Source organism: Methylomusa anaerophila (assembly GCF_003966895.1).
GTDB lineage: Bacteria > Bacillota > Negativicutes > Sporomusales > Sporomusaceae > Methylomusa > Methylomusa anaerophila.
Map to the genome: position 1 here is coordinate 470,981 of NZ_AP018449.1, position 18,770 is coordinate 489,750.

Consider the following 18,770-nt stretch of genomic DNA (forward strand, 5'->3'; position numbering starts at 1 on the left):
AACCCGAGATATTATAGATCAAGGCGTTTAACCTTAAATCTTTTTTTATTTCCAAAAATACTAATCTTTCGACTATTCGGAAGTATAGAAGTATATTCCATTGCGCATGTGAAAAATCCTACATGACATAGAAGATTTTTTTCACCAATTTTATTGGCGATGGGGGGAATAATTTGCGAACTTGCCATTTACCATGTTACCATTTTATAATGAACTTGTACATATACAATTAATGAGGTGATTACCATTATCCCGGTAATATCAATCATCGGCCGCTCAAATTGCGGCAAAACCACATACTTGGAAAAATTAATCAGCGAAATGAAGCGGCGTGGATATAAAGTCGCGACAATTAAACATGATGTGCACGGATTTGATATGGACAAACCCGGGAAAGATACCTGGCGGCACGCCCAGGCAGGAGCGGATATTGTTTGTATTTCCTCGCCGGGAAAAATGGCAATGATAAAAAAAGTTGAGCAGGAGCTTTCCCTTGATGAAGTCGTAGCCCACATTGAGGGTGTTGATATCATCTTAACGGAAGGTTATAAACGGGAAGCCAAGCCAAAATTTAAAATTGAAATATTTCGCCAGGAGGTTTGCGACAGTCCTTTATGTATTAGAGACGAATTACTGGCCATGGCTACCGACACTGTGGTTTATGATGATGTACCGCACTTTCCTTTGGCGGATGCCGCTCCCATGGCTGAATTTTTAGAAAAAAATGTATTGCGTCATGTTTAGGGTGCAACTTAATAGATATTAATATTAATTAAAAAAATAAAAAGTTGAGAAAATTTTCTCAACTTTTTATTTTTTTAATTACGTGATTTAAGCTTTTTTAAGCTTTAAAATTTGAAGTTACTGCCCACCAATACGGTTCTTCCCTGGGCCGGAAAGAATAATTCATCGTCATATTGGGCGTCAAAGACATTGTATATGGTGACGTACCAATCCTGTTTGTCATTAATTTGACGCTTGACTTGAAAATCCAGCGTATGGTAGCCGGAAAGGTAAGAATAAACAGGTTTTTGCCCGTTGACCGTAGTGCGATTGTCGTTCGCGCCGGTATCATTGGTGAACCTGTCGCTGGGGACCCAATGGCCGGTAAGACTGAGTGTATATCCTTTGCCGGCCTGGTAATCAACGCCGTAATTTATGTGGTTCTTAGGGGTGTAGGTCAGGTCTGCGGTGTATGTTGTCCCGTCGGAGTTTTGATACACAGCGGCAGTATCTAAATAAGTATAGTTGAAAAAACTGCTCCAGCGGGGAGAAATTTTTTTGTTGAGGTTCAGTTCCACACCCTTGATTCTCGCCCAGGCGAGATTGATAGATTTCTGCGGATTGCCGGGGTCGCTGCCAATCTTATCGGTAATATCATTTCGGAAAATAGCGATATCCCCTGTCGTATTCTCATCGAATTGATGCTTAAGTCCCAGTTCATAATTCTTGGCTTTCTCCGGTTTTAGATCAGGAGTGCCGTTCGCGCCGAAAAGCTGGCTCAGTAAAGGGAAACTGCAGGTTTGACCGTAGGAAGCCCGCAGCGTGTTGCGATTGTCCAACTGATAAACCACATTGACGGTAGGGTCGGTGGATGAGACTGTGTCGGTGGCTAGATCAGCATTCGTTAGCTTATTCCGGTCGTGCCTGATGCCGAGCGTGACAGTGGTCCTGTCGTTGGGGGTAATATTATCCTGCAAGTAGTAGTCAAACCGGTTGCTGTTCGTCATAACCCAGTTATAGTTGTTAGGATCGTTAGGAGCCGTTGAAGGAGAACTGGAGGATTTCCAGCCGATATTATTATACATCGTCCCGAAAGTCAGCGTATGTTTAGAGTCTAGCTTCCAGTTGCCTTTAAATTCCCAGCCGTTTAAAAAAGTGTCCCAAAGGCTGGCATTCCACCTCGTTATATCATAAGCGTTACCGCCGTTGCCGGCGATATTGCCGCTGAGCCTCACTCCTCCGGGCACTCCTACTAGGCTGCGGTCATAATCGCCCCCGTTGGCCCACAGGCCTTGGGATTCAGTATAACGGTAGACCTTAAAATTATAATCAAATTTACTGTCGACCTTTTTGTCATAATCCAAAACCAACTGGGTTTTTTCCCAGTCTCTATATTGCCAGTTGTTCAAGCCGGGCCAAAAGCCACTTGTAGAACTTACCTGCTTGCCATAAGGATCATACATTTGTAAAGAGGCGCCGGAATCGGTTGTCGAATACCCGCCGATAAAAGATAATGAGGAGTTGTCCTGGAATTTCCAATTCAGTTTGGTGTTGAAATACTGAGTTTTCAAGGTAGCATTGGACTCAGAGTCGTATCCGTCATTATGTACAGAGCCTGCGTTAATAAAGTAATTAAACTTGTCGTTGCCTCCTCCATAACTCACAGAGCCGTTCAGAGTGCCATTGGACCCGCCGACAACAGAAACATTGCCGCCCGGATAGTCCTTGCCGTTTTTGGTGGTAATTAAAATTATTCCCCCGATGGCGTCCGTGCCATAAGCTACCGGGGCAGGGCCTTTGATTATTTCAATTTTGGCAATATTTTCTACGGGAAACATATTTAAATCCACCGTGGCTGATCTACTTACTTTGGCAAAAGGATTAACGAAAACACCGTCAATATAAATTTTGGTATAAGTTAGCTGACTCCCGCGGATATCCACGGTTTCAGCGTTTTTTTTGCCCCGGTGCAAGTTCAGGCCGGGAACATCCTCCAGAGCCTGCGCCAGATTTTGCGCACCTTTGGCCTTAATATCCTTGTCAGTTATCACACTGGTAGTGACTAGATATTTCTCCAGCGGGGTTGCATTCACTACCACCTCTTCTAAAGTAGTGTCCGACGGCGCCGGACTGCTCTCCGCCGCGAAAGCCAAACCAGGCAGCATCAGTAAAAAACAATTAAAAATTGCCAGATTGCGGATAATTTTTTTGTCCATTGATTTTCCCCCCCATTTACTACCCCTATTTATTATTTTTTATTTATAGTTCCTGCCCATTAGTCATGAGCGCAGGCTATGCAGGCAATTCTTCCTTCCCGCATTCGTACCCAGGGTTCCATAATTTGTTCACCGCAAAATTCACAACTGGGAGAATTGAAGATAGTTTCCCGGTCGGGAAACACCATAGCCACCGGATAAACTTTCAATATAGTCTCATCACTTAATGTTAATAGTTCTTCCATGCGTTTCCCCTGCTCCGCTTTGAAGGCCAGGTATTCTTCGTTGGAAGCTTTGCCGCTCATAACTTTGCGGGTTAAAGCATTGCCTTCGGGCGTATATTGAAAGGCTTCCGCCCTAGTTACCACGCGAACGGCTTTTTGGGTTTTGCGGCATCCCACCGTGAAAGCCTGCTTGCCGCAATTCTCAATAAATAACCTGCCTTTACCGATGGTACAGCCCAGCACCACTTGAAATGCGTCAACCGTACAGCGATCCGTTTCCGCAATGGTAACCAGATCGCCCTCTGCCGGATCTTTCATCCCTAAGGCTGACAAGGCTGCTTTCGCCAGGCGGTAACCAGTCACCAAGCCAGGGCAAACATGCCCGTGAAAATCCACAACTTTCTGAAAATCCGGCGGATAAGGATAAGTAGTTATCATGGTAACGTAAACCTCCTCCTAAACCTCCTCCTAAAATTTAATAGCTAACGCCATAGCATTGTACCGGATAGGAATCCCATGCTGACGGCGGGGGAATTTGCCGGCCCCGCTCCAAAAACAGCAATTGATCCCCCAATGCTTTGGCCTCATTAGCGTCATGGGTAACAAGTATAAAGGGAATGTCCCAGATTTGCTGCATTTTTTTCAGTTCAACCTGCAATTCAAGGCGGGTATCATGATCGAGAGCGGATAACGGCTCGTCCAATAATAGAATATGCGGTTCGGCCATTAAAGCCCGCGCCAGGGCCACTCTCTGCTTCTCACCGCCTGATAAATTGTGTATATACCTGCCGGCAAGATGGCCGATTCGCAACAGGCTCATCAGTCTGGCATACAGTTCATTTGCTTTACTGTTGTTTTTTTTCACACCATACCAGATATTCCGCCGTACATTCATATGGGGAAAGAGGGCGTAATCCTGAAACATGTAACCAATACGCCGGTAGCGCGGCGGAATAAACCGGTTTGATTCGGAAGCAAAAAATACTTGTTCGCCTTTCATTATTGTTCCTTCATCAGGCTTTATAAGCCCGGCAATGCAGCGAAGCGTCGTGGTTTTGCCGCAGCCGGAAGGCCCAAATAAAACCACGATATTATTCTGGACGGAAAAATGTATGTCCAGGGTGAAGTCGGCCAGTCTTTTTTTTATATCTACATGCAGCATTAGAATATCTCCCTTGCAGATAATGTCCCGCGCCTGGACTTAGACCAGATATTCAACCAGACAATGAGTGAAAAGGTAATAAGACTGATAATTATTACATAAAATCCCGCCTGCGTCAGGTTATTTGACTCAGCAGCGAAATAGATGGCCAGCGGAAGCGTCTGGGTTTTGCCGGGGATATTACCGGCCACCATAATCGTAGCGCCAAATTCCCCCAAAGCCCGGGCGAACGACAATACCAATCCCGCCACCAGCCCCGGCCACGACAACGGCACCGTTACTGTCCAAAAGACCTTCCATTCACTGGCCCCCAGCGTTCTGGCCGCATCTTCCAGCGATTGGTCTATTCCCTGGAATGACGCCTTGGTGCTTTGGTACATAAGGGGAAAAGCCACCACGATCCCGGCTAAAATTGCCGCATAGGGCGTAAAAATGATTTGTGTATTAAAATATTCACTTAGCAAACGCCCTATAGGCCCATTTTTTCCGACTAATACCAACAGCAAAAAGCCTGTCACCACAGGCGGCAGGACCAGCGGCAAGGTAAATAAGGCTTCGACTGCCGCCTTGCCGGGAAAGTCCCGGCATCTCATCGAATATGCGGCTGAGATGCCGAGGACAAAAACGAACCCAAGCGACATTGCCGCTACTTTAAGGGATAAAATAACAGGCTGCCATTCAATAGTTGTGTGCATCGTAAGCTACCATCCTGTTTTGACCTGATTCAACCCCTAATCCTATTTTCCCATGGTAAAACCATATTTTTCAAAAACGGCCTTGCTTTCCGCACCGGATAAGTAGGTCAGAAAATCTTCCGCTGCTTTCTGCTGTTTAGTACCGGCCAGCACTGCCGCAGGGTACAGAATGGGTTGGTGCGATCCCTCGGGAGCCGTAGCGGCCACCTTAACCTTATCACTGGCAAGGGAGTCGGTTTTGTAAACAATGCCTGCCTCCACATTACCTGTCTCCACATAGGCGAGAACAGTTCTGACATCTTTGGCAAATACGACTTTTTCTTGTACTTTATCCCAAATGTTCAGTTTCTTCAGCACTTCCTGGGCATATTGCCCGGCCGGAACAGTGGCGGTTTCACCAAGCGCCAGCTTCTGAACACTATCCTTTGCCAAATCCTCATATGTAGTAATTTCCAATTTGGAATCTTTGGGTACTACGACGACCAGTTTGTTTTCTACCAGATTTTTGCGGGTAGCTTTGTTGACAAGATTCTTTCCTTCCAGTTCATCCATTTGCTTCGGCGCTGCAGATATGAAAATATCGGCGGGCGCTCCTTGTTCAATCTGTTTCTGCAAGGAGCCGGACGCTCCCAAGTTATATACTAATTTCACATTGGGATTTTTTACTTGATAGTTCTTCTGGATTTCAGTAAGAGCATCCTTCAAACTGACTGCGGCAGATATATTAAGTTCCACAGGCTCTTGCTGGGCGGCAGGGGCTGGCTGCTGGCTCTGCTTGGCGCCGCCGCAGCCGGAAATAGCCAGCACTACCACTAACATAAATGCCATCATCACTAGAATCTTCTTGTTCATAAACTTCATAAACAATTCCTCCCAGATCAATTTTTTTCACCCTTGTCCATTATTTATAGGCAAGGTATCAGCTTTTAATCACCGCCCCCTTCCTCATGCATAAAAAACATAATACCTAAAATGAAAATGAATGAAAAAAACACAACAAAACTAGACAAAAATCCTTCTTTTGTAATTATATAGGCAGTTGCTCCTATTGGCAAGATTATTATGTTACTTTATATTGATACTGCAGTGATTTAGTTGCTTCAATTGTAAAGTTTTGCATTCAAAGAGTCAAAGCCCCTGAATAAAATCACGGGAATGCGCAGCCGCATTCCCGTAACAAGAATGAAATAAAGTATATGAAAAGTCGACAAAAACCGGAACGAAAGCGTACTGGTTGTACGCTGAAATGAAGCACGCAGAAATAACAACGCAACTGGCGGTTTTTCAGCAGTTTCTATCTTAAATGAGCAGTAAACTTGTATCCGCCAGTTTACCAACTGCCCCGAACTGCTTAGAAGCCGTCAGCTGCTAGGCGCGACGAGGACCGGAACGGAAGCGTACTAGTCGTACGCTGGAGTGAGGACCGCAGGAGCAACAACGCAGATGGCGGCTTCTAAGCAGTTCCCCCCTTAAAGCCAACTAATCGCTAAGCAGAATAACCTCAACCTCCGCCCCTGCTGGCAACGGCGGTGTATCTTCCGGTATGACGATAAGCGAGTTTGCCGCCATAGCCGACTTTAGCATTCCGTTACTCTGAAAATATAAAGGTTCAGCCAAAATATCATTATTTTTCTGCCAGCACCTTGCCCAAACAAAACGTTTAGCACCGGTTTTTTTGTTGAAGGCAGCTGCAAGTACCGCTTTAACCCGCGGTCGCCACCAAACCTTACGTCCGCCCATTTTCAGTAATACCGGTCTAACCAGTTGCTCGAATGAAATAGCGGCGGCGGCAGGATTACCGGATAAACCGAGAAAAAGTTTGTCTTCCCGTAGTCCGGCCAAAACCGGCATTCCCGGTTTTATACTCACCCGGTCAAAGAGTACGGTTATTCCTAATTTTTTATAAACTTCACCAATAAGATCATAATCTCCCACCGAGGCTCCGCCCGTTGTCATGAAAACATCACAGTCCGAGGCTGCTTCCAGCAGATGGGCAATTTGATCCACATCATCCGCGGCGTTGCCCATTAATACAATTTGTGCGCCTGCTTCCGACGCCAGAGCACTCAGCATATAGCTGTTAGAATTACGAATTTTTCCCAAAGACAACGGGAAATCTACCGGAACAATCTCGCTGCCGGTGGCAATTAGCGCCACCCGGGGCTTACAGAAAACAAAAGGCCGTCCTTTTCCCAAAACCGCCAACATCCCCATTACGCCCGCGTTAATCACAGTACCGGGAGATATAAGTTCTTCTCCCTGGCAAATTTCCTCCCCGCGGAAACATATGTTTTTGTTTGCCCCTTTGCCTTCAAGAACAGTCACCATCTCACCGTCGACAACAGTATCCTCCAACCTGACTACGCCGGTGGCCCCGGGCGGCAGCGGCGCCCCGGTCATGATCCGGCACGCTGTTCCTGGGGTGACAGGTTTTTGGGAAAGCCCGCCGGCGGGAATATTATCAATCTGCCGCAAGACGACCGGGTTGTCCGGCGCAGCATTGGCAACCTCCTCCGCGACAAGGGCATACCCGTCCAAAGGTGATCGGTCGAAAGGGGGAAAGTCGATATCGGATACTACGGTTTCCGCTAAAACCCGGTGCCAGCAATCGCTTAACGTTACTCTTTCCTTTGGCATTACGTTTACTGAATTTAACAATATTTCCTGGGCTATCTCCAACTTAATCGCCATCGTCCACCCCTCTTTAATTTACTTTCCAAAAGGACAGTAAGGATACCTGCATTCTTGACACCTTAGACACAAGCCACCGTACCCCATACCGGCAAAGTCCTGTTTCGTTAATCTCTCACCGGCAAGAATCCTCGGGAATACCAAATCAAAGACCGTTGTTTTGGAAAACATACCGCATCCGGGCAGTCCTAAAATCGCAACCTTGCCAAGATAAGCTAACATAAACATCGCTCCCGGCAGTACCGGCGTTCCATAGGTAACAACCTCGGCGCCGGTAGCACGGATAGCTTCCGGAGTTACATCATCCGGATCAACCGACATTCCGCCTGTGACAACAATCACATCAACGCCGGCGCTGACGAAATTGAGAATAGCGCGGGTAATTTTCGCCTGATCATCAGGCTGTGAGCTAATACCATGGAAAGCTGCATTATATATTTTAATTTTTTCCGCTAAGACAGGGCCGAACTTGTCCTGAATGCGGCCAAAAAAAACCTCATTGCCAGTAACAATCACAGCTGTTTTAAGGGAGTTTAGCGGTTTTACCGATATTATATCTTCATATTCGTCGGCAACAGCCCCGGCAGCCCGGATAACAGCATCCTCCACCACCAAAGGGACTACTTTAATCCCGGCCAAAATATCCCCTGCTTTAACCGGCTGGTTGCCATGCAAGGTGGACAGTACGATATAATCGACTGAATTAATCCTGGTCACCGCCGCGCGGTTTACTTTTAGTAGCCCTCCTTGCTTGGCGACAAGATCAACCCGCCCTTCCACCGGCTCTGTAATCGAAGTGTTCGCGCCAGCCACTTTGCCGGCAATCCGTCTGGCCGCCTCGTCTTCATGCACTTGCCCTTCACCTAGTTCTAACAAGTAAATATGTTCCTTGCCGATGTCCAGCAGGTGTGGTATATCTTCCTGCCGGATAATATGTCCTTTTCGAAATAGCGGCCCCTTATATTCTCCCGGTACAATTTTTGTCATGTCATGCCCCAATACCATACCAACAGCATCACATACCCGCACTTTTTTGAACGACACTTGATTCCCCCTCCGAGTCCCCCGAATTATTATGCCGGCAATATCCGTTCCGAATGAATAAATGAGTAAATAAGTAACTGCAATCTTGATTTTGTGATAAATCAAATATTTATTTCGCGCAAAATATTTTCAATCCTGCCATTGATGAATCGATTATTGAATCGATTATTTTTTCACGTAAATAGCAAATATTAACCTAATCTCTCCAGCCAAGCCATCCTATTTTTCTCTATCAAATCCGTGCAAATCTTACACTCCTCACTAAGTACCCGCTCCTTGCCCGCCCAGGGATAACGGGGCACGGTATAAGACGCCGGCTGGCTGGCAACACTTTGCAAAGACATAACATATTCTGCCGGCAAACCTTTCTCCCTTGCGCCCCGGATTATGGCGTCCAAATACTGGGCACTAGGCGGCTTAGGGTTGCCCAAAGATGATTTTTTATAAATTAACGCATCTTCAATACGCCCCCTGCCATCGACAACCGTAACCGGATAATGAAAATAATTGCCGGCGCCGTCGACCCGGGCATCCATCCATTCGTCAAGCCGTTCGCATTCCGCAAAATCCAGGGCATAGAGCACCCCCCACAGTTCTGCCCCGGTATCAGCCACAATTGTTTCCACCGCGCCATCCCAAATTGCCGAATAGCCGTAAAAACCCAGGCGATAGCCCGGAAGCCGGGCAATGTTCAGCACCTGGGGGTGTATATCGATCTGCCGCACCTGCTCATTGTTCATGTTAATTCCATAAGCAAAATAATGCCGAAATTTTCTCCGCCGCAATATTATTCCTCCCTTGATTCTACTTAATCCTACTTGATCCTATTTAACGGGGCACAACAAGTTGTCGATCGGTTAACAACCCATTAACAACCCTGGCAGCTATTGTAAAAACTAAAAATTTGGTGTAAGATAAATATTAATGTGTAAAGCGTGACGAATAGGAGACGCTATGGCCGACAAAGATCTCTATACCCCGGAAGAAGTGGCAAAAACCTTGAGAATTTCCCGGTTTACCGTTTATGAGCTGATTAAACGCGGTGAATTGCCAGCTTACCGGATTGGCCGCAGCATGCGGATAGAAGCTGTCGAACTGGAAAAATATATACAGAATTCCAAGCAAGCCCTCACATCTGCCGCCCCGAATTCGGTTGCCCACAGCCAAGACTTTTCCGCCCCGTCCGGCCTTATTCTCTGCGGCCAGGATGCCGTCCTCGACGTATTGGCCAGTCAGCTGGAATCAAGGCTTCAGGGCAACCGGGTTTTTCGGCGCTTCATTGGCAGCATCGGCAGTTTGATTGCTTTATATAACCAGACAGTAAACGTCGCTACCGCCCATTTATGGGACAGTGACAGCGACGAATACAACATTCCCTATGTCCGTCGTTATCTTCCCGGCCAAAAGGCGCGCATCGTTAATCTTGTCTACCGGATGGAAGGCTTTTACGTTGCTCTGGGCAACCCCAAAGGAATTGCCGATTGGAGTGACTTGACCCGTCCGGACGTAAGGTTTATCAATCGCGAGCCCGGCGCCGGCGCCAGGGTGTTGCTGGATGAAAAACTGCGCCGTCTTAATATTGATTCCAGCCTGATTAAAGGTTACAACCGCAAAGAAATGAGTCATTTGGCTGTTGCCAGTTGCGTCGCCCGCGATGATGCCGATGCCGGCATCGGTACGGAAAAGGCGGCGATGCAAGTTGCCAATGTGCAGTTTGTTCCGCTGCAAAAAGAACGGTATGATTTGGTTATGTTGCGGCAAGACGTGGATAATCCGGAATTTAAGCTGATGATGTCCATCCTGCGCTCCGCCGAATTTCGCCGGGAAGTGGACGGAATGGGCGGTTATGATACTTCGCTTATGGGTGAAATCGTAGCCGATGTATGACAAAACTGCAATTGTTTAAAAAAGACGCATTTCCCACGGCACTGTTGTGCCGACGAACAATTAACAGTACAGTTGCCGGCTGCCGCTTCCCGATATTTTTGGAACCTTCTTTGCCAAATGTCAGCAAAAGTATATTCCCGCAGATTGAATGAATATTGTGCATCATTGCAGAATGAGCAAGGCAATACGTTAAGGTTTTCATCAACATAAACGGAAAAAAATCCGCACTCGCAGCTATCCAGAAAATCGGCATCAACCATTGTATTACATAACAAATTTGGCACAAAACAGGCATCAAATCCTATTTTTATTTTAGTTGCCGGCTGATCCACCAATTGCAGAAAACGCCGCAGCTTCTCTCCCGGTTTTAGACAATCGTCATCGCCGGCCATTCCTAAAGGCTTGTAGGTTAAAAAGACTATGGAGTTGAAACTTGTAAAATATTCATCGCAAGCGCCGCTGAGAATATCACTGGCCTGGTCAATACTCACTTCGGACAGCACAAAGTGAATATTGGCCTTTATTTTAGTTTCTGCCAATTTTGCGCCCAGTTTTGCCAGTTGCTGCCCAGTCATAGCTGTGCGGTAAGGATCATAAGAAATTGCCACGGCGCCGCAGTATTGCCTGGTTGCCTTTATTATCTCAGGGGTAAAGGCAATGCCGCTGGTTGTGTAATTAGGGATTATGGCGTAATCTTCCCTGGTGGTGCGGAAAATCTCAATAATATCCGGATGCTGCAACGGTTCGCCGCCGCCCAGGGCCACCTGGAAAACTGCCCCGTATTTCTTATCGGTTAACTGCTCTAACACGCACCGGTAATCGGCAAGGGACATAAAACCGCCCGCCGGGCTGCTGTTCCGGTAGCAATAACGGCAAGTATTGGTGCAGTAGTTTGATATGGAGATATCAGCCAGTTCAGGCCATGGCGCCATTAGAGGATTGGCGGCAAATGTATCGCCCCACCGGAAAGTCGCTCCGGTTAAAGTATCCCCCATAAAATTATAACCGGTTTCATGTCTGCGAACCAATCCCATATCAGTACACCCGCTGCTTGCCGCTGACAGGCGTTGCGCCAATAACCTGCAAGTCTCCGATTTTACCCTTGTGCAGCAGCGAACAGACTATAGCCCACAGCTGTTCATCCGTATATTGGCTAAAATCCATTTGCCGGACATCAGGCATCTGCCAATGATAGAACATGCCGCCATCCTGAAAATATTCCGCCAATACTTCTTTAATCTCTTTGGGCCGGGTTGTAACCACCAGACTGTGTACCGGCTCATTATTTATTGTAATCGTTTCGCCTTCGCGCTCCAGTTTTTCCAGGAGAAATTGGATGAGCCGGCTTTTGCCCGACGGCCCGGCCTGTTCAATCATTTGCTCCGCCATGTTTTTTTTCAGTGTAAGCAAAAAGCTTACACTGCTGCTGTTAGTAACAAAATCTGCTCTAATCTTCATAATCTTTCGCCTCGCTTATACTTATTTGTCCGGATTCAAAATTTCTGACACTTCGTTGTCACTCAGTTCATAAGAGTAAAAGGACCGGTAAAAATTTTTCACTTCCAAAGCCATATCCACGTCAGCAAATAATTCCGGCTGCAGGACTTTGGCAATCCACAAGGTCTGCAGCGCTTCCTCGGCGCTGCGCAGGGACCACAGGTAAACACCTTTGGGATTTACATAAACGCGGTTATTTTTTACAGCGTTAATCTGACTCCACTGGCTGCTTTTTTCTATCACCGCCTTGGCATCGCGGGATGCCGCAATAATTACGTCGGGGTTCCACTGAATTATATTTTCCACCGTCACCTCCCTGCCTACACCGTCAACCCCGCCTGAAGCCGCAACATTTTTGCCGCCGCCCATTTCAATCCAGGCATCGGTTATTGAATTTTTACCATCGGTACTAATGGGCTTATTACCGGCATAATACACTTTCAGCCGTTGATCGGCGGTAAGAGATTTGGTCCTGTCGGTGACTTTACGGATGTTGGCCGTATAATAATCACAAAACTGCGCGGCTTTTTCCTCTGACGGCGGTCCCAATACTTTGCCGACCACTCTGACCGCCTGCATTATTTCTTCCGGGTTACTGAGACTGACCTGCACTACCGGCACTCCCATTTCTTTCAATTTATTGTTATTGCCTCTAGCATTCCCGCCGAAAACAACATCCGGCTTGGTCTTCGCCAATTCTTCCGCATTTACTTCACCAGCCAGAAAATCAAAGGGCGCCGGTATTTCGCGAATCCGCGGATACACCTTGGCCAAAATGCAATTGTCTTTCAAACCGTTTGTCGTTGCCACAAGCTTATCGCCGGCTGCCAGCATAATCACAAACTGGTTCATAGCGCCATTGGCGGCAACTCGTTTTACTTCCTGCGGCAAGGTAACAACGGTTCCGTTCATATCCGTTACTGTTCTGTGCCCGCCGGCGTCGCCCGCCGGCGGAGACGCCGGCGGCTTCGCGCAGCCGCCGGCAACAGCAAGCACAATCAGTATCATAACGGTTGCCAATACATGTTTTGCCTTTATTAGCACCATCCCTTAAAAACCTCCGTTTTGTCCAATCTAAAAACTTCTGCTTATCTCCAGGCCGATTGTGCGGCCAACGTCATAGTAATACCCTGCTTCCGCATCTTTTCCCGTACCACCGGGGTATCCTTTGTAAAAAGTGGCGTATTTTTTGTCAGTCAGGTTCTGCCCATATAAGGTGATTTTCGTATATTTATCCAGTTTCTTACTGATGCTGGCGTTCAAAACGGTAAACCCGCCAATCGGCGCCTGATAAGAGCCGCTGATGTATTTATAGGGGTCAACCCGGAGAAGGCTGATAGCGCCGTCGATAGAATCTTTTTTGTAATTAAGGCGCAGAGAGTATTTATTATTGGGGTTTGTCGCATCTTCCTCCCAATTGCTGGCAGTATAGTATGTATAGCCAAAATCGTAGCTCCAGGTGTCAGACAAGCGGCCGTTTATTCCCAGTTCCACCCCTTGCCGGCGGCTGGCCGGCAAGGTTTTATAAAGCGGCACGCCAACTTTTGTTACGCCGTCGGTGTCATACATGTAACGCTCTGCCGGGTCACTGGCGCCGTCTGATGCCAGGGCATTCTTTATATCATAGTGAAAGGCCGTCAGTGAAACATGAAATGCCGGATTATATTTAGCATTGACACCCAGTTCATATTTCATCCGTTTTTCCGCCGGCAGGCTTGAGCCGTCGCTGGAAACATAGGCCTCCGCATAGGGGGTTTTGTTGTGGGAAACTCTGGCGGTCAGTTTATATACCGGATTCATTTGATAATTTGCTCCCAGCGAATAGCTGGTGGTGTCATTGGCCCATACGCCGCTGGCAGTCCGGGCAGTATACTCCGTGCCATTTTCCGTATAATAGTATTTGCCTGTCCCCTCCTTGATATAGCGCTTATCCAGGCGGGCCCCGCCGTCCAGCGTCAGTTTGCCGTCAACGCGGTATTCATCATACAGATAGTAGCCGTACAACTTTTCCCGGCCGGCGCCGGTCACGCTGCCCTCCGTCAATTGATACCAGTCGATCAGCTGCGTGCCGAATTTCAGCGTATTGTTGCCGTTGGTAATGGTATGCATCAAATTTATGTCATCAGTGCTGTCCTTGTAACGCTGTCCCTGGAACGCGTAATTCATGGCGCCGGTAGTCACATTGTAGGTGTATTGGTACTGGGTGCCGTCCGTGGCGGTGTGGCCATAGCTCAGCAAAGTGGCCTGTTTGTCATTCCATTTTTTCTCGGTGCTGAACGAAAACAGGCTGGTATTAATCGGATCGTACTTCCACATGGCCAGCGTGGTTGCGCTTGTTACCCACTTGCCGGCGGCGTTTTTCGTCCAGGGGTAAGGGGTAAGCCTATCCATAAACGGCTGGATCTCTCTCTCTCCCCTGCTGACATACGCTGACATTCTGGTAGTGAAGCCATTGTCCTCGTAGCCGGCATTAAACAGGAATGAGTTTGCCTCATAGGCGTTGTTCCAGCCGTCTACCTCTTTATAAGTGGTGCCGGCCGCACCCTGATCGTAGGATGTGGTATTATAGGGCGCGTACCATTTGTCGGTTTTGCCGTCGGATTTTGTGCCGAAATAGCCAAAACCAAAGTAGCCTTTATCTTTACCCTTGTCTTTAATGGTGCCGCCGCTGAACAAAGTGAGTTTGCGGGTATTGAGGCTGCTGTAGCTGATCGTTGCATTATTTTCCGTACCCCTACCTTTGGCCCGGCGGGTGTTAATGAGGATAAAGCCCTGGTTGGGCGCCACGAAAGAGCCCGGCGCGGCCAGCGGTCCCACCGTGAGCACGGTGGAATCCCTGACAACGGTTACGGATTCTATCAGTTCCACCGGCAAATCTCCCAGAATGCGCTGGGCCTCTGTCGCCGACATGTATACGCCGTCGACGATAATGCCAATATTGCTGTTGCCGCCGCCGCGTCCCTGCACGAAATTGTGAACTCTGGCGCCCTGCCGCTGGATACTGATCCCCTGGGCAGTTTCCAGCAAATCATATACATCCCGGGGCCGTATGTCCTCAATGTCCTTTCTCGTAAAGGTTTCCACGGCGGTGCTGCTCTCGGGCAGCACAAACCGGCTGGACAGCGGCTCGGGTGTTGGTGCAGTCTCGGTTATTTCCGCCTTATCTTTCGTATCGTGTACTTCCACTTCAGCCACCGGAATACTGGTAGTCTGAGTTTCCTCCGGCGCGGCATCCTCCGCGTCGGCGACTCCGGGTGCTGTCAGCGCCAGGACAACGGCCAGCGCCGTCCCGCATACCTGTTTGGTTACCCCTTTTTTATTATTCCTTTTTCCCAAGTCTGTCCCCCCGTTTATAATAATTTACTGCTCAGCTCTTGCATTCCCGGGATCCGGCGCGCGGGATTTCCTTTACTCAAGTTTCATCATCCACACGCCGCTATAGCTTACCGGGAAAAATCTTGCGTGAAACTCCCTAAGCTTATCCTCAGGACTCAGATCGGCGAATTCCCGGGGATACAACTCTTGGGCCACCGCCTGTATGCCGGCGAAAGCAAAGATATGGCCGACAAAATTATGAAACACACTATATACCCGTTTGTTTTTCACGGCCGCCAGTAATCCCAGCCGGGACGGTTCATGTAGGCGGCCAATAGTCGCTGCGACTGCTCCGCCTGGGCATAATAGCCGCAGCGCAGTCTCCCCCCTGCACCTGCCAGTTTTGTCCGGGAAGAATAATCACAGCCGGATTGGCACGCATAAGCTGTTCCGGATTAATTGCCGCCATATTGGCAACCACCCCGTCGGCAATATTGTTGGCCTTCAGTTTATGCAGCACCGCTCCCCAGGAGTTGTATTTTGCCGCATCGCCATAACTGCCGTACGTATTGGAATATTTATCATTACTCCCCGGAATACAATCATTCAAGCTCTGCCTGGAGATCATACAAGCCCTTGCGTCGATATTCCATGGCCATGACCGCATTGATCAGCTCTTCCACCAGATTGACGGCGCCGTTAAAGCCTGCATAGCCGCGGTTGCTGATGCTTATCGAATCAAACACCGGATAGGTGTAGCGAATAAGCGCCAGTCCGTGCCGCTCGGCCAATTTTCTGTCAAAGGAAGAGCCAAAGAGGATGACGGCGTTTGATTCCACGACCTGCTGCGCAAAGTCAGCCGGCTGCTCCTCGGAATCATTGCCGGCGGCCAGCACCTGCATGCCCAACTCTTGCCGCAAAAATATCTGCAGCGCCCGGGCCCGGCAGGTGTCGCCGCCCACGGCAACCGGCAGCGCGTACAACTGACGGATATAATCGTAGGCGGCTTGTAAATTCTCCGTCGCCCGGCGCTCCTGGCTGCCAATATGGCTGCCAAGCCTTAGGCTCAGTGCGGCGGCAACGGCTGCGGCAAACCGGCGGCTGCCTTCCAGGCCGTAGGGATAGTCGACAACGACCTGTGGCGTGCCGAATTTTTCCGCCAGGTAGTCGCCGATGGCTTCAAAGCCGGGAAAAACGATGTTCAGCGCCGCTGCCGGCACATTGCTGACCGCCGCGTAGTTGTCGTAGGGGAAAACGGCGTTAATCTCCACCTCCTTTCCCAGTAGCCGCCTGATTTCCGCCAGGTCGGCGTCGGCTTTAAAATCATCGGCCAAAATTCCGATAAGATTGACGGCCGTCTGTTGGACCGGCTTGGCCGTCATCGTGTCGATCAGGGTCTTCATGGCATGCAGCATGCCGGCTGCCATATTGCCTTTGAAGCCGGCCGCTTTGAAGAGCACAATCTTTTTGGCGGTGGCAACCGTGGCGATAATTCTTTCCACATCATCGGCCATGATTTCCGCCACACAGCCGGTGATAACAAAAATGACGGGCGAATTCTCGTACTGTTCGTTGCTGTGCGCCAGTGCCTGCCGCAGCGAACGGGCGCCGCCAAAAATCACGTCCTCCTCATACAGCACACTGCTGGCCTGCCTGACATCCTGCAGCCGGGAAGGAATATGAAAAGCCATTGTCCCCCAGCTGCAGCCGATGGTGGAATGGATCAGCACGGCCGCATCCCTGACGCTTGCGGCCGTACGGTAAGCGCCAAACAGGGTGCAGCCTGTCACGGCAATCATGATGATGCTCCTCGCAACAGCCACATCTTCCGCCACAGGATATGGGACGAGGTCACCGCCGGCGTGTCCAGCAGCGGATAGGTGAGCGGGTTGTAGCCGAATTTTGTAAGCATCAGCCCTCTGGCGGGCGCCGCCTGTTTTACTTTGCCGGCCAGATCATAGGCAATTTTGCGATAATTTTCAAAATCAAACGGGGTAAACAGGGTCTCGTCGGCCAGGATTCTGGCATCAGGCCACGCCGCCGCCAGTTCCCTGCCGCCCAGTACATAATCGGTTGCCGCCATAATCTCCCGCAGTTCCTCGGCCGACGGGTTGATGATCACTTGTGCCTTGCTGCCGTTTTTCGCCAGCGCGTTATAAATATTGCGAATGCCCAGCTCCACCGTGTCCGGCAGCGAGCCGGCCAGCCGCATTCTTCTTTGGTCAATGGCGAGGCAGATATAATGGATCGGCAGGCCGTAGTCCTGCCCGTAAGTGTCCAGCAGGGCCGGTATATTGCCGAAAGAGCGGCTATATACGGTAAAACGGTAACGCCCCAAAAACTCCCGCACCGGCTGAAGCTGGGCAAGGGTATGCTCCCGTTGCCGTTCCAGCACGGCGGTGGCCTGTTCCTCCAGGTCAAAGTGCCGGGCGATGGCCCGGTAAAGGCGGACAATACCCTGCAGCCCCTGATAACCGGCCGGCCAGGTCACCGGAAAATATTCGGTGCCGAATAGGGCCTGCATCCCCTTGGCCCACCGGACCCGTCTGACAATATTAAGTTGCGCCCGGGGCGCCGTGACAATGTCCGCGGTGGTACAGTTCGGCAACAGGCAGTTGGTATGAATGCCGATAGCCCGCAGGGTATCTACCATGCCTTTGATAACGAGGTTGCCGCCTGCGCCCCAGGCAAAGCCTTCAATATTAACCGTGCGGGACGCTACCGGCTGCCCTTGCATCACCTGCCTGACCAGGGCCGACATAAGTTCGCCGAAGCCGCAGCCTTTGTATTCCTCCATTTCCCGCCCGAGGGTCTCCGGCTTATCCCAGTGTTGCAGCCATTGCCGGAAGTATCTCTTTTTGGTGTTTTTGTCAATGTGGGAAAACACTTCCGATTCCACGGCGATCAGCCGGCTGGCCACCAGCGGCTGGAGCTCGGCCAGCACACCCCGGATTTCCGCATGGATCATATCGGTCGCCGTACTGGGAACCACTACGATCAGCGCCGGCTGATAACGCCGGGAAACCGCCAGTACGGTTTCCCGCAGCTTATCGGCGCCACCGAAGATAATGTCTTTTTCACTTAAGTTGGTGCACTCGGCTTCATACACCGGCAGATACCGCCGCCGGGCATTGTAGCGGTAATGGAAGCCGCAGCCGATCGGGCCGTGAATGATGGGAATGGCATCCTTGATCTCCCCGGCGGCAAACAGGGCGCCGCTGATTTTTCCCCCGACGCTGAAGCTGTGGGGAACGGTTGAGGAATAGATGCCGGTAAAGCAATGCTCCTGATAAAAGTCCCGCAAATTATTATTCAT

Annotated in this window: 18 protein-coding genes; 2 read left to right on the forward strand and 16 right to left on the reverse strand. The window is 49.4% G+C overall.

Annotated elements, in window-relative coordinates; all coding sequences use genetic code 11:
- Positions 1-237: 237 nt before the first annotated feature.
- Positions 238-744, forward strand: coding sequence for a molybdopterin-guanine dinucleotide biosynthesis protein B (mobB, locus tag MAMMFC1_RS02060; RefSeq protein WP_232035621.1), 507 nt, complete (start codon positions 238-240; stop codon positions 742-744).
- Between the two features lie 104 nt (positions 745-848).
- Here mobB and MAMMFC1_RS02065 read toward each other — a convergent pair whose 3' ends face one another.
- From MAMMFC1_RS02065 to MAMMFC1_RS02100, 8 genes are all read right to left on the reverse strand, one after another.
- Positions 849-2,939: a TonB-dependent receptor plug domain-containing protein gene (locus tag MAMMFC1_RS02065; protein ID WP_126306036.1), complete on the reverse strand. Its 2,091-nt coding sequence runs from the start codon at positions 2,937-2,939 to the stop codon at positions 849-851.
- A gap of 59 nt (positions 2,940-2,998) precedes the next feature.
- Positions 2,999-3,601, reverse strand: a complete 603-nt coding sequence (locus MAMMFC1_RS02070) for an FmdE family protein (protein ID WP_126310396.1) — start codon at positions 3,599-3,601, stop codon at positions 2,999-3,001.
- A gap of 37 nt (positions 3,602-3,638) precedes the next feature.
- A complete protein-coding gene (locus MAMMFC1_RS02075; RefSeq protein ID WP_126306038.1) occupies positions 3,639-4,325 on the reverse strand; it encodes an ATP-binding cassette domain-containing protein in 687 nt (228 codons plus the stop codon).
- Positions 4,325-5,020, reverse strand: a complete 696-nt coding sequence (gene modB, locus MAMMFC1_RS02080; RefSeq protein ID WP_126306040.1) for a molybdate ABC transporter permease subunit — start codon at positions 5,018-5,020, stop codon at positions 4,325-4,327. The genes MAMMFC1_RS02075 and modB overlap by 1 nt, the downstream gene beginning before the upstream one ends.
- 42 nt (positions 5,021-5,062) lie before the next feature.
- A complete protein-coding gene (gene modA / locus MAMMFC1_RS02085) occupies positions 5,063-5,881 on the reverse strand; it encodes a molybdate ABC transporter substrate-binding protein (protein ID WP_232035622.1) in 819 nt (272 codons plus the stop codon).
- 618 nt (positions 5,882-6,499) lie between these two features.
- Positions 6,500-7,711, reverse strand: a complete 1,212-nt coding sequence (locus MAMMFC1_RS02090; RefSeq protein ID WP_126306046.1) for a molybdopterin molybdotransferase MoeA — start codon at positions 7,709-7,711, stop codon at positions 6,500-6,502.
- An 18-nt stretch (positions 7,712-7,729) separates the two neighbouring features.
- Complete coding sequence (locus MAMMFC1_RS02095) at positions 7,730-8,755, reverse strand: molybdopterin-binding protein (protein WP_197723894.1); 1,026 nt, start codon at positions 8,753-8,755, stop codon at positions 7,730-7,732.
- A gap of 191 nt (positions 8,756-8,946) precedes the next feature.
- Positions 8,947-9,540 carry a gamma-glutamylcyclotransferase family protein gene (locus MAMMFC1_RS02100; protein WP_126306049.1) on the reverse strand — a complete coding sequence of 198 codons (594 nt, stop codon included), beginning with the start codon at positions 9,538-9,540 and terminating at the stop codon, positions 8,947-8,949.
- Positions 9,541-9,709: 169 nt separating this feature from the next.
- Between MAMMFC1_RS02100 and MAMMFC1_RS02105 the strand changes: the two genes are divergently transcribed.
- The gene (locus MAMMFC1_RS02105; RefSeq protein WP_126306051.1) at positions 9,710-10,642 is read left to right on the forward strand and encodes a helix-turn-helix transcriptional regulator; all 933 of its coding nucleotides are present in this window, start codon (positions 9,710-9,712) and stop codon (positions 10,640-10,642) included.
- Here MAMMFC1_RS02105 and MAMMFC1_RS02110 read toward each other — a convergent pair.
- The 8 genes from MAMMFC1_RS02110 to MAMMFC1_RS02145 all read right to left on the reverse strand — a co-directional run bounded on the left by MAMMFC1_RS02110 (position 10,600) and on the right by MAMMFC1_RS02145 (position 18,770).
- On the reverse strand, positions 10,600-11,676 hold the full coding sequence (locus MAMMFC1_RS02110) for a radical SAM protein (RefSeq protein WP_126306053.1): 1,077 nt from the start codon (positions 11,674-11,676) through the stop codon (positions 10,600-10,602). The two genes, MAMMFC1_RS02105 and MAMMFC1_RS02110, sit on opposite strands and share 43 nt — an antisense overlap.
- A gap of 1 nt (position 11,677) precedes the next feature.
- Positions 11,678-12,100, reverse strand: a complete 423-nt coding sequence (locus tag MAMMFC1_RS02115; protein ID WP_126306055.1) for a hypothetical protein — start codon at positions 12,098-12,100, stop codon at positions 11,678-11,680.
- A gap of 21 nt (positions 12,101-12,121) precedes the next feature.
- The gene (locus MAMMFC1_RS02120; protein ID WP_126306057.1) at positions 12,122-13,186 is read right to left on the reverse strand and encodes an ABC transporter substrate-binding protein; all 1,065 of its coding nucleotides are present in this window, start codon (positions 13,184-13,186) and stop codon (positions 12,122-12,124) included.
- A 27-nt stretch (positions 13,187-13,213) separates the two neighbouring features.
- Positions 13,214-15,475 (reverse strand): TonB-dependent receptor, encoded by a 2,262-nt coding sequence (locus MAMMFC1_RS02125; RefSeq protein ID WP_126306059.1) that lies wholly within the window; start codon positions 15,473-15,475, stop codon positions 13,214-13,216.
- Positions 15,476-15,547: 72 nt separating this feature from the next.
- Positions 15,548-15,745, reverse strand: a complete 198-nt coding sequence (locus MAMMFC1_RS21250; RefSeq protein ID WP_126306061.1) for a hypothetical protein — start codon at positions 15,743-15,745, stop codon at positions 15,548-15,550.
- A gap of 28 nt (positions 15,746-15,773) precedes the next feature.
- A complete protein-coding gene (locus tag MAMMFC1_RS02135) occupies positions 15,774-16,082 on the reverse strand; it encodes a hypothetical protein (RefSeq protein ID WP_145987597.1) in 309 nt (102 codons plus the stop codon).
- Entirely contained in the window at positions 16,057-17,289 is a 1,233-nt protein-coding gene (locus MAMMFC1_RS02140; protein WP_145987598.1) for a nitrogenase component 1, read from the reverse strand. Before MAMMFC1_RS02140 ends, MAMMFC1_RS02135 begins: the two co-directional genes overlap by 26 nt.
- Positions 17,250-18,770 (reverse strand): nitrogenase component 1, encoded by a 1,521-nt coding sequence (locus tag MAMMFC1_RS02145; protein ID WP_158618607.1) that lies wholly within the window; start codon positions 18,768-18,770, stop codon positions 17,250-17,252. Before MAMMFC1_RS02145 ends, MAMMFC1_RS02140 begins: the two co-directional genes overlap by 40 nt.

Coding starts and splice junctions, on each gene's coding strand:
- MAMMFC1_RS02065 (WP_126306036.1), bottom strand. CDS start 2,939: ATGGACAAAAAAATTATCCGCAATCTGGCAATTTTTAATTGTTTTTTA.
- MAMMFC1_RS02070 (WP_126310396.1), bottom strand. CDS start 3,601: ATGATAACTACTTATCCTTATCCGCCGGATTTTCAGAAAGTTGTGGAT.
- MAMMFC1_RS02075 (WP_126306038.1), bottom strand. CDS start 4,325: ATGCTGCATGTAGATATAAAAAAAAGACTGGCCGACTTCACCCTGGAC.
- modB (WP_126306040.1), bottom strand. CDS start 5,020: ATGCACACAACTATTGAATGGCAGCCTGTTATTTTATCCCTTAAAGTA.
- modA (WP_232035622.1), bottom strand. CDS start 5,881: ATGAAGTTTATGAACAAGAAGATTCTAGTGATGATGGCATTTATGTTA.
- MAMMFC1_RS02090 (WP_126306046.1), bottom strand. CDS start 7,711: ATGGCGATTAAGTTGGAGATAGCCCAGGAAATATTGTTAAATTCAGTA.
- MAMMFC1_RS02105 (WP_126306051.1), top strand. CDS start 9,710: ATGGCCGACAAAGATCTCTATACCCCGGAAGAAGTGGCAAAAACCTTG.
- MAMMFC1_RS02110 (WP_126306053.1), bottom strand. CDS start 11,676: ATGGGATTGGTTCGCAGACATGAAACCGGTTATAATTTTATGGGGGAT.
- MAMMFC1_RS02115 (WP_126306055.1), bottom strand. CDS start 12,100: ATGAAGATTAGAGCAGATTTTGTTACTAACAGCAGCAGTGTAAGCTTT.
- MAMMFC1_RS02120 (WP_126306057.1), bottom strand. CDS start 13,186: ATGGTGCTAATAAAGGCAAAACATGTATTGGCAACCGTTATGATACTG.
- MAMMFC1_RS02135 (WP_145987597.1), bottom strand. CDS start 16,082: ATGATCTCCAGGCAGAGCTTGAATGATTGTATTCCGGGGAGTAATGAT.
- MAMMFC1_RS02145 (WP_158618607.1), bottom strand. CDS start 18,770: ATGAATAATAATTTGCGGGACTTTTATCAGGAGCATTGCTTTACCGGC.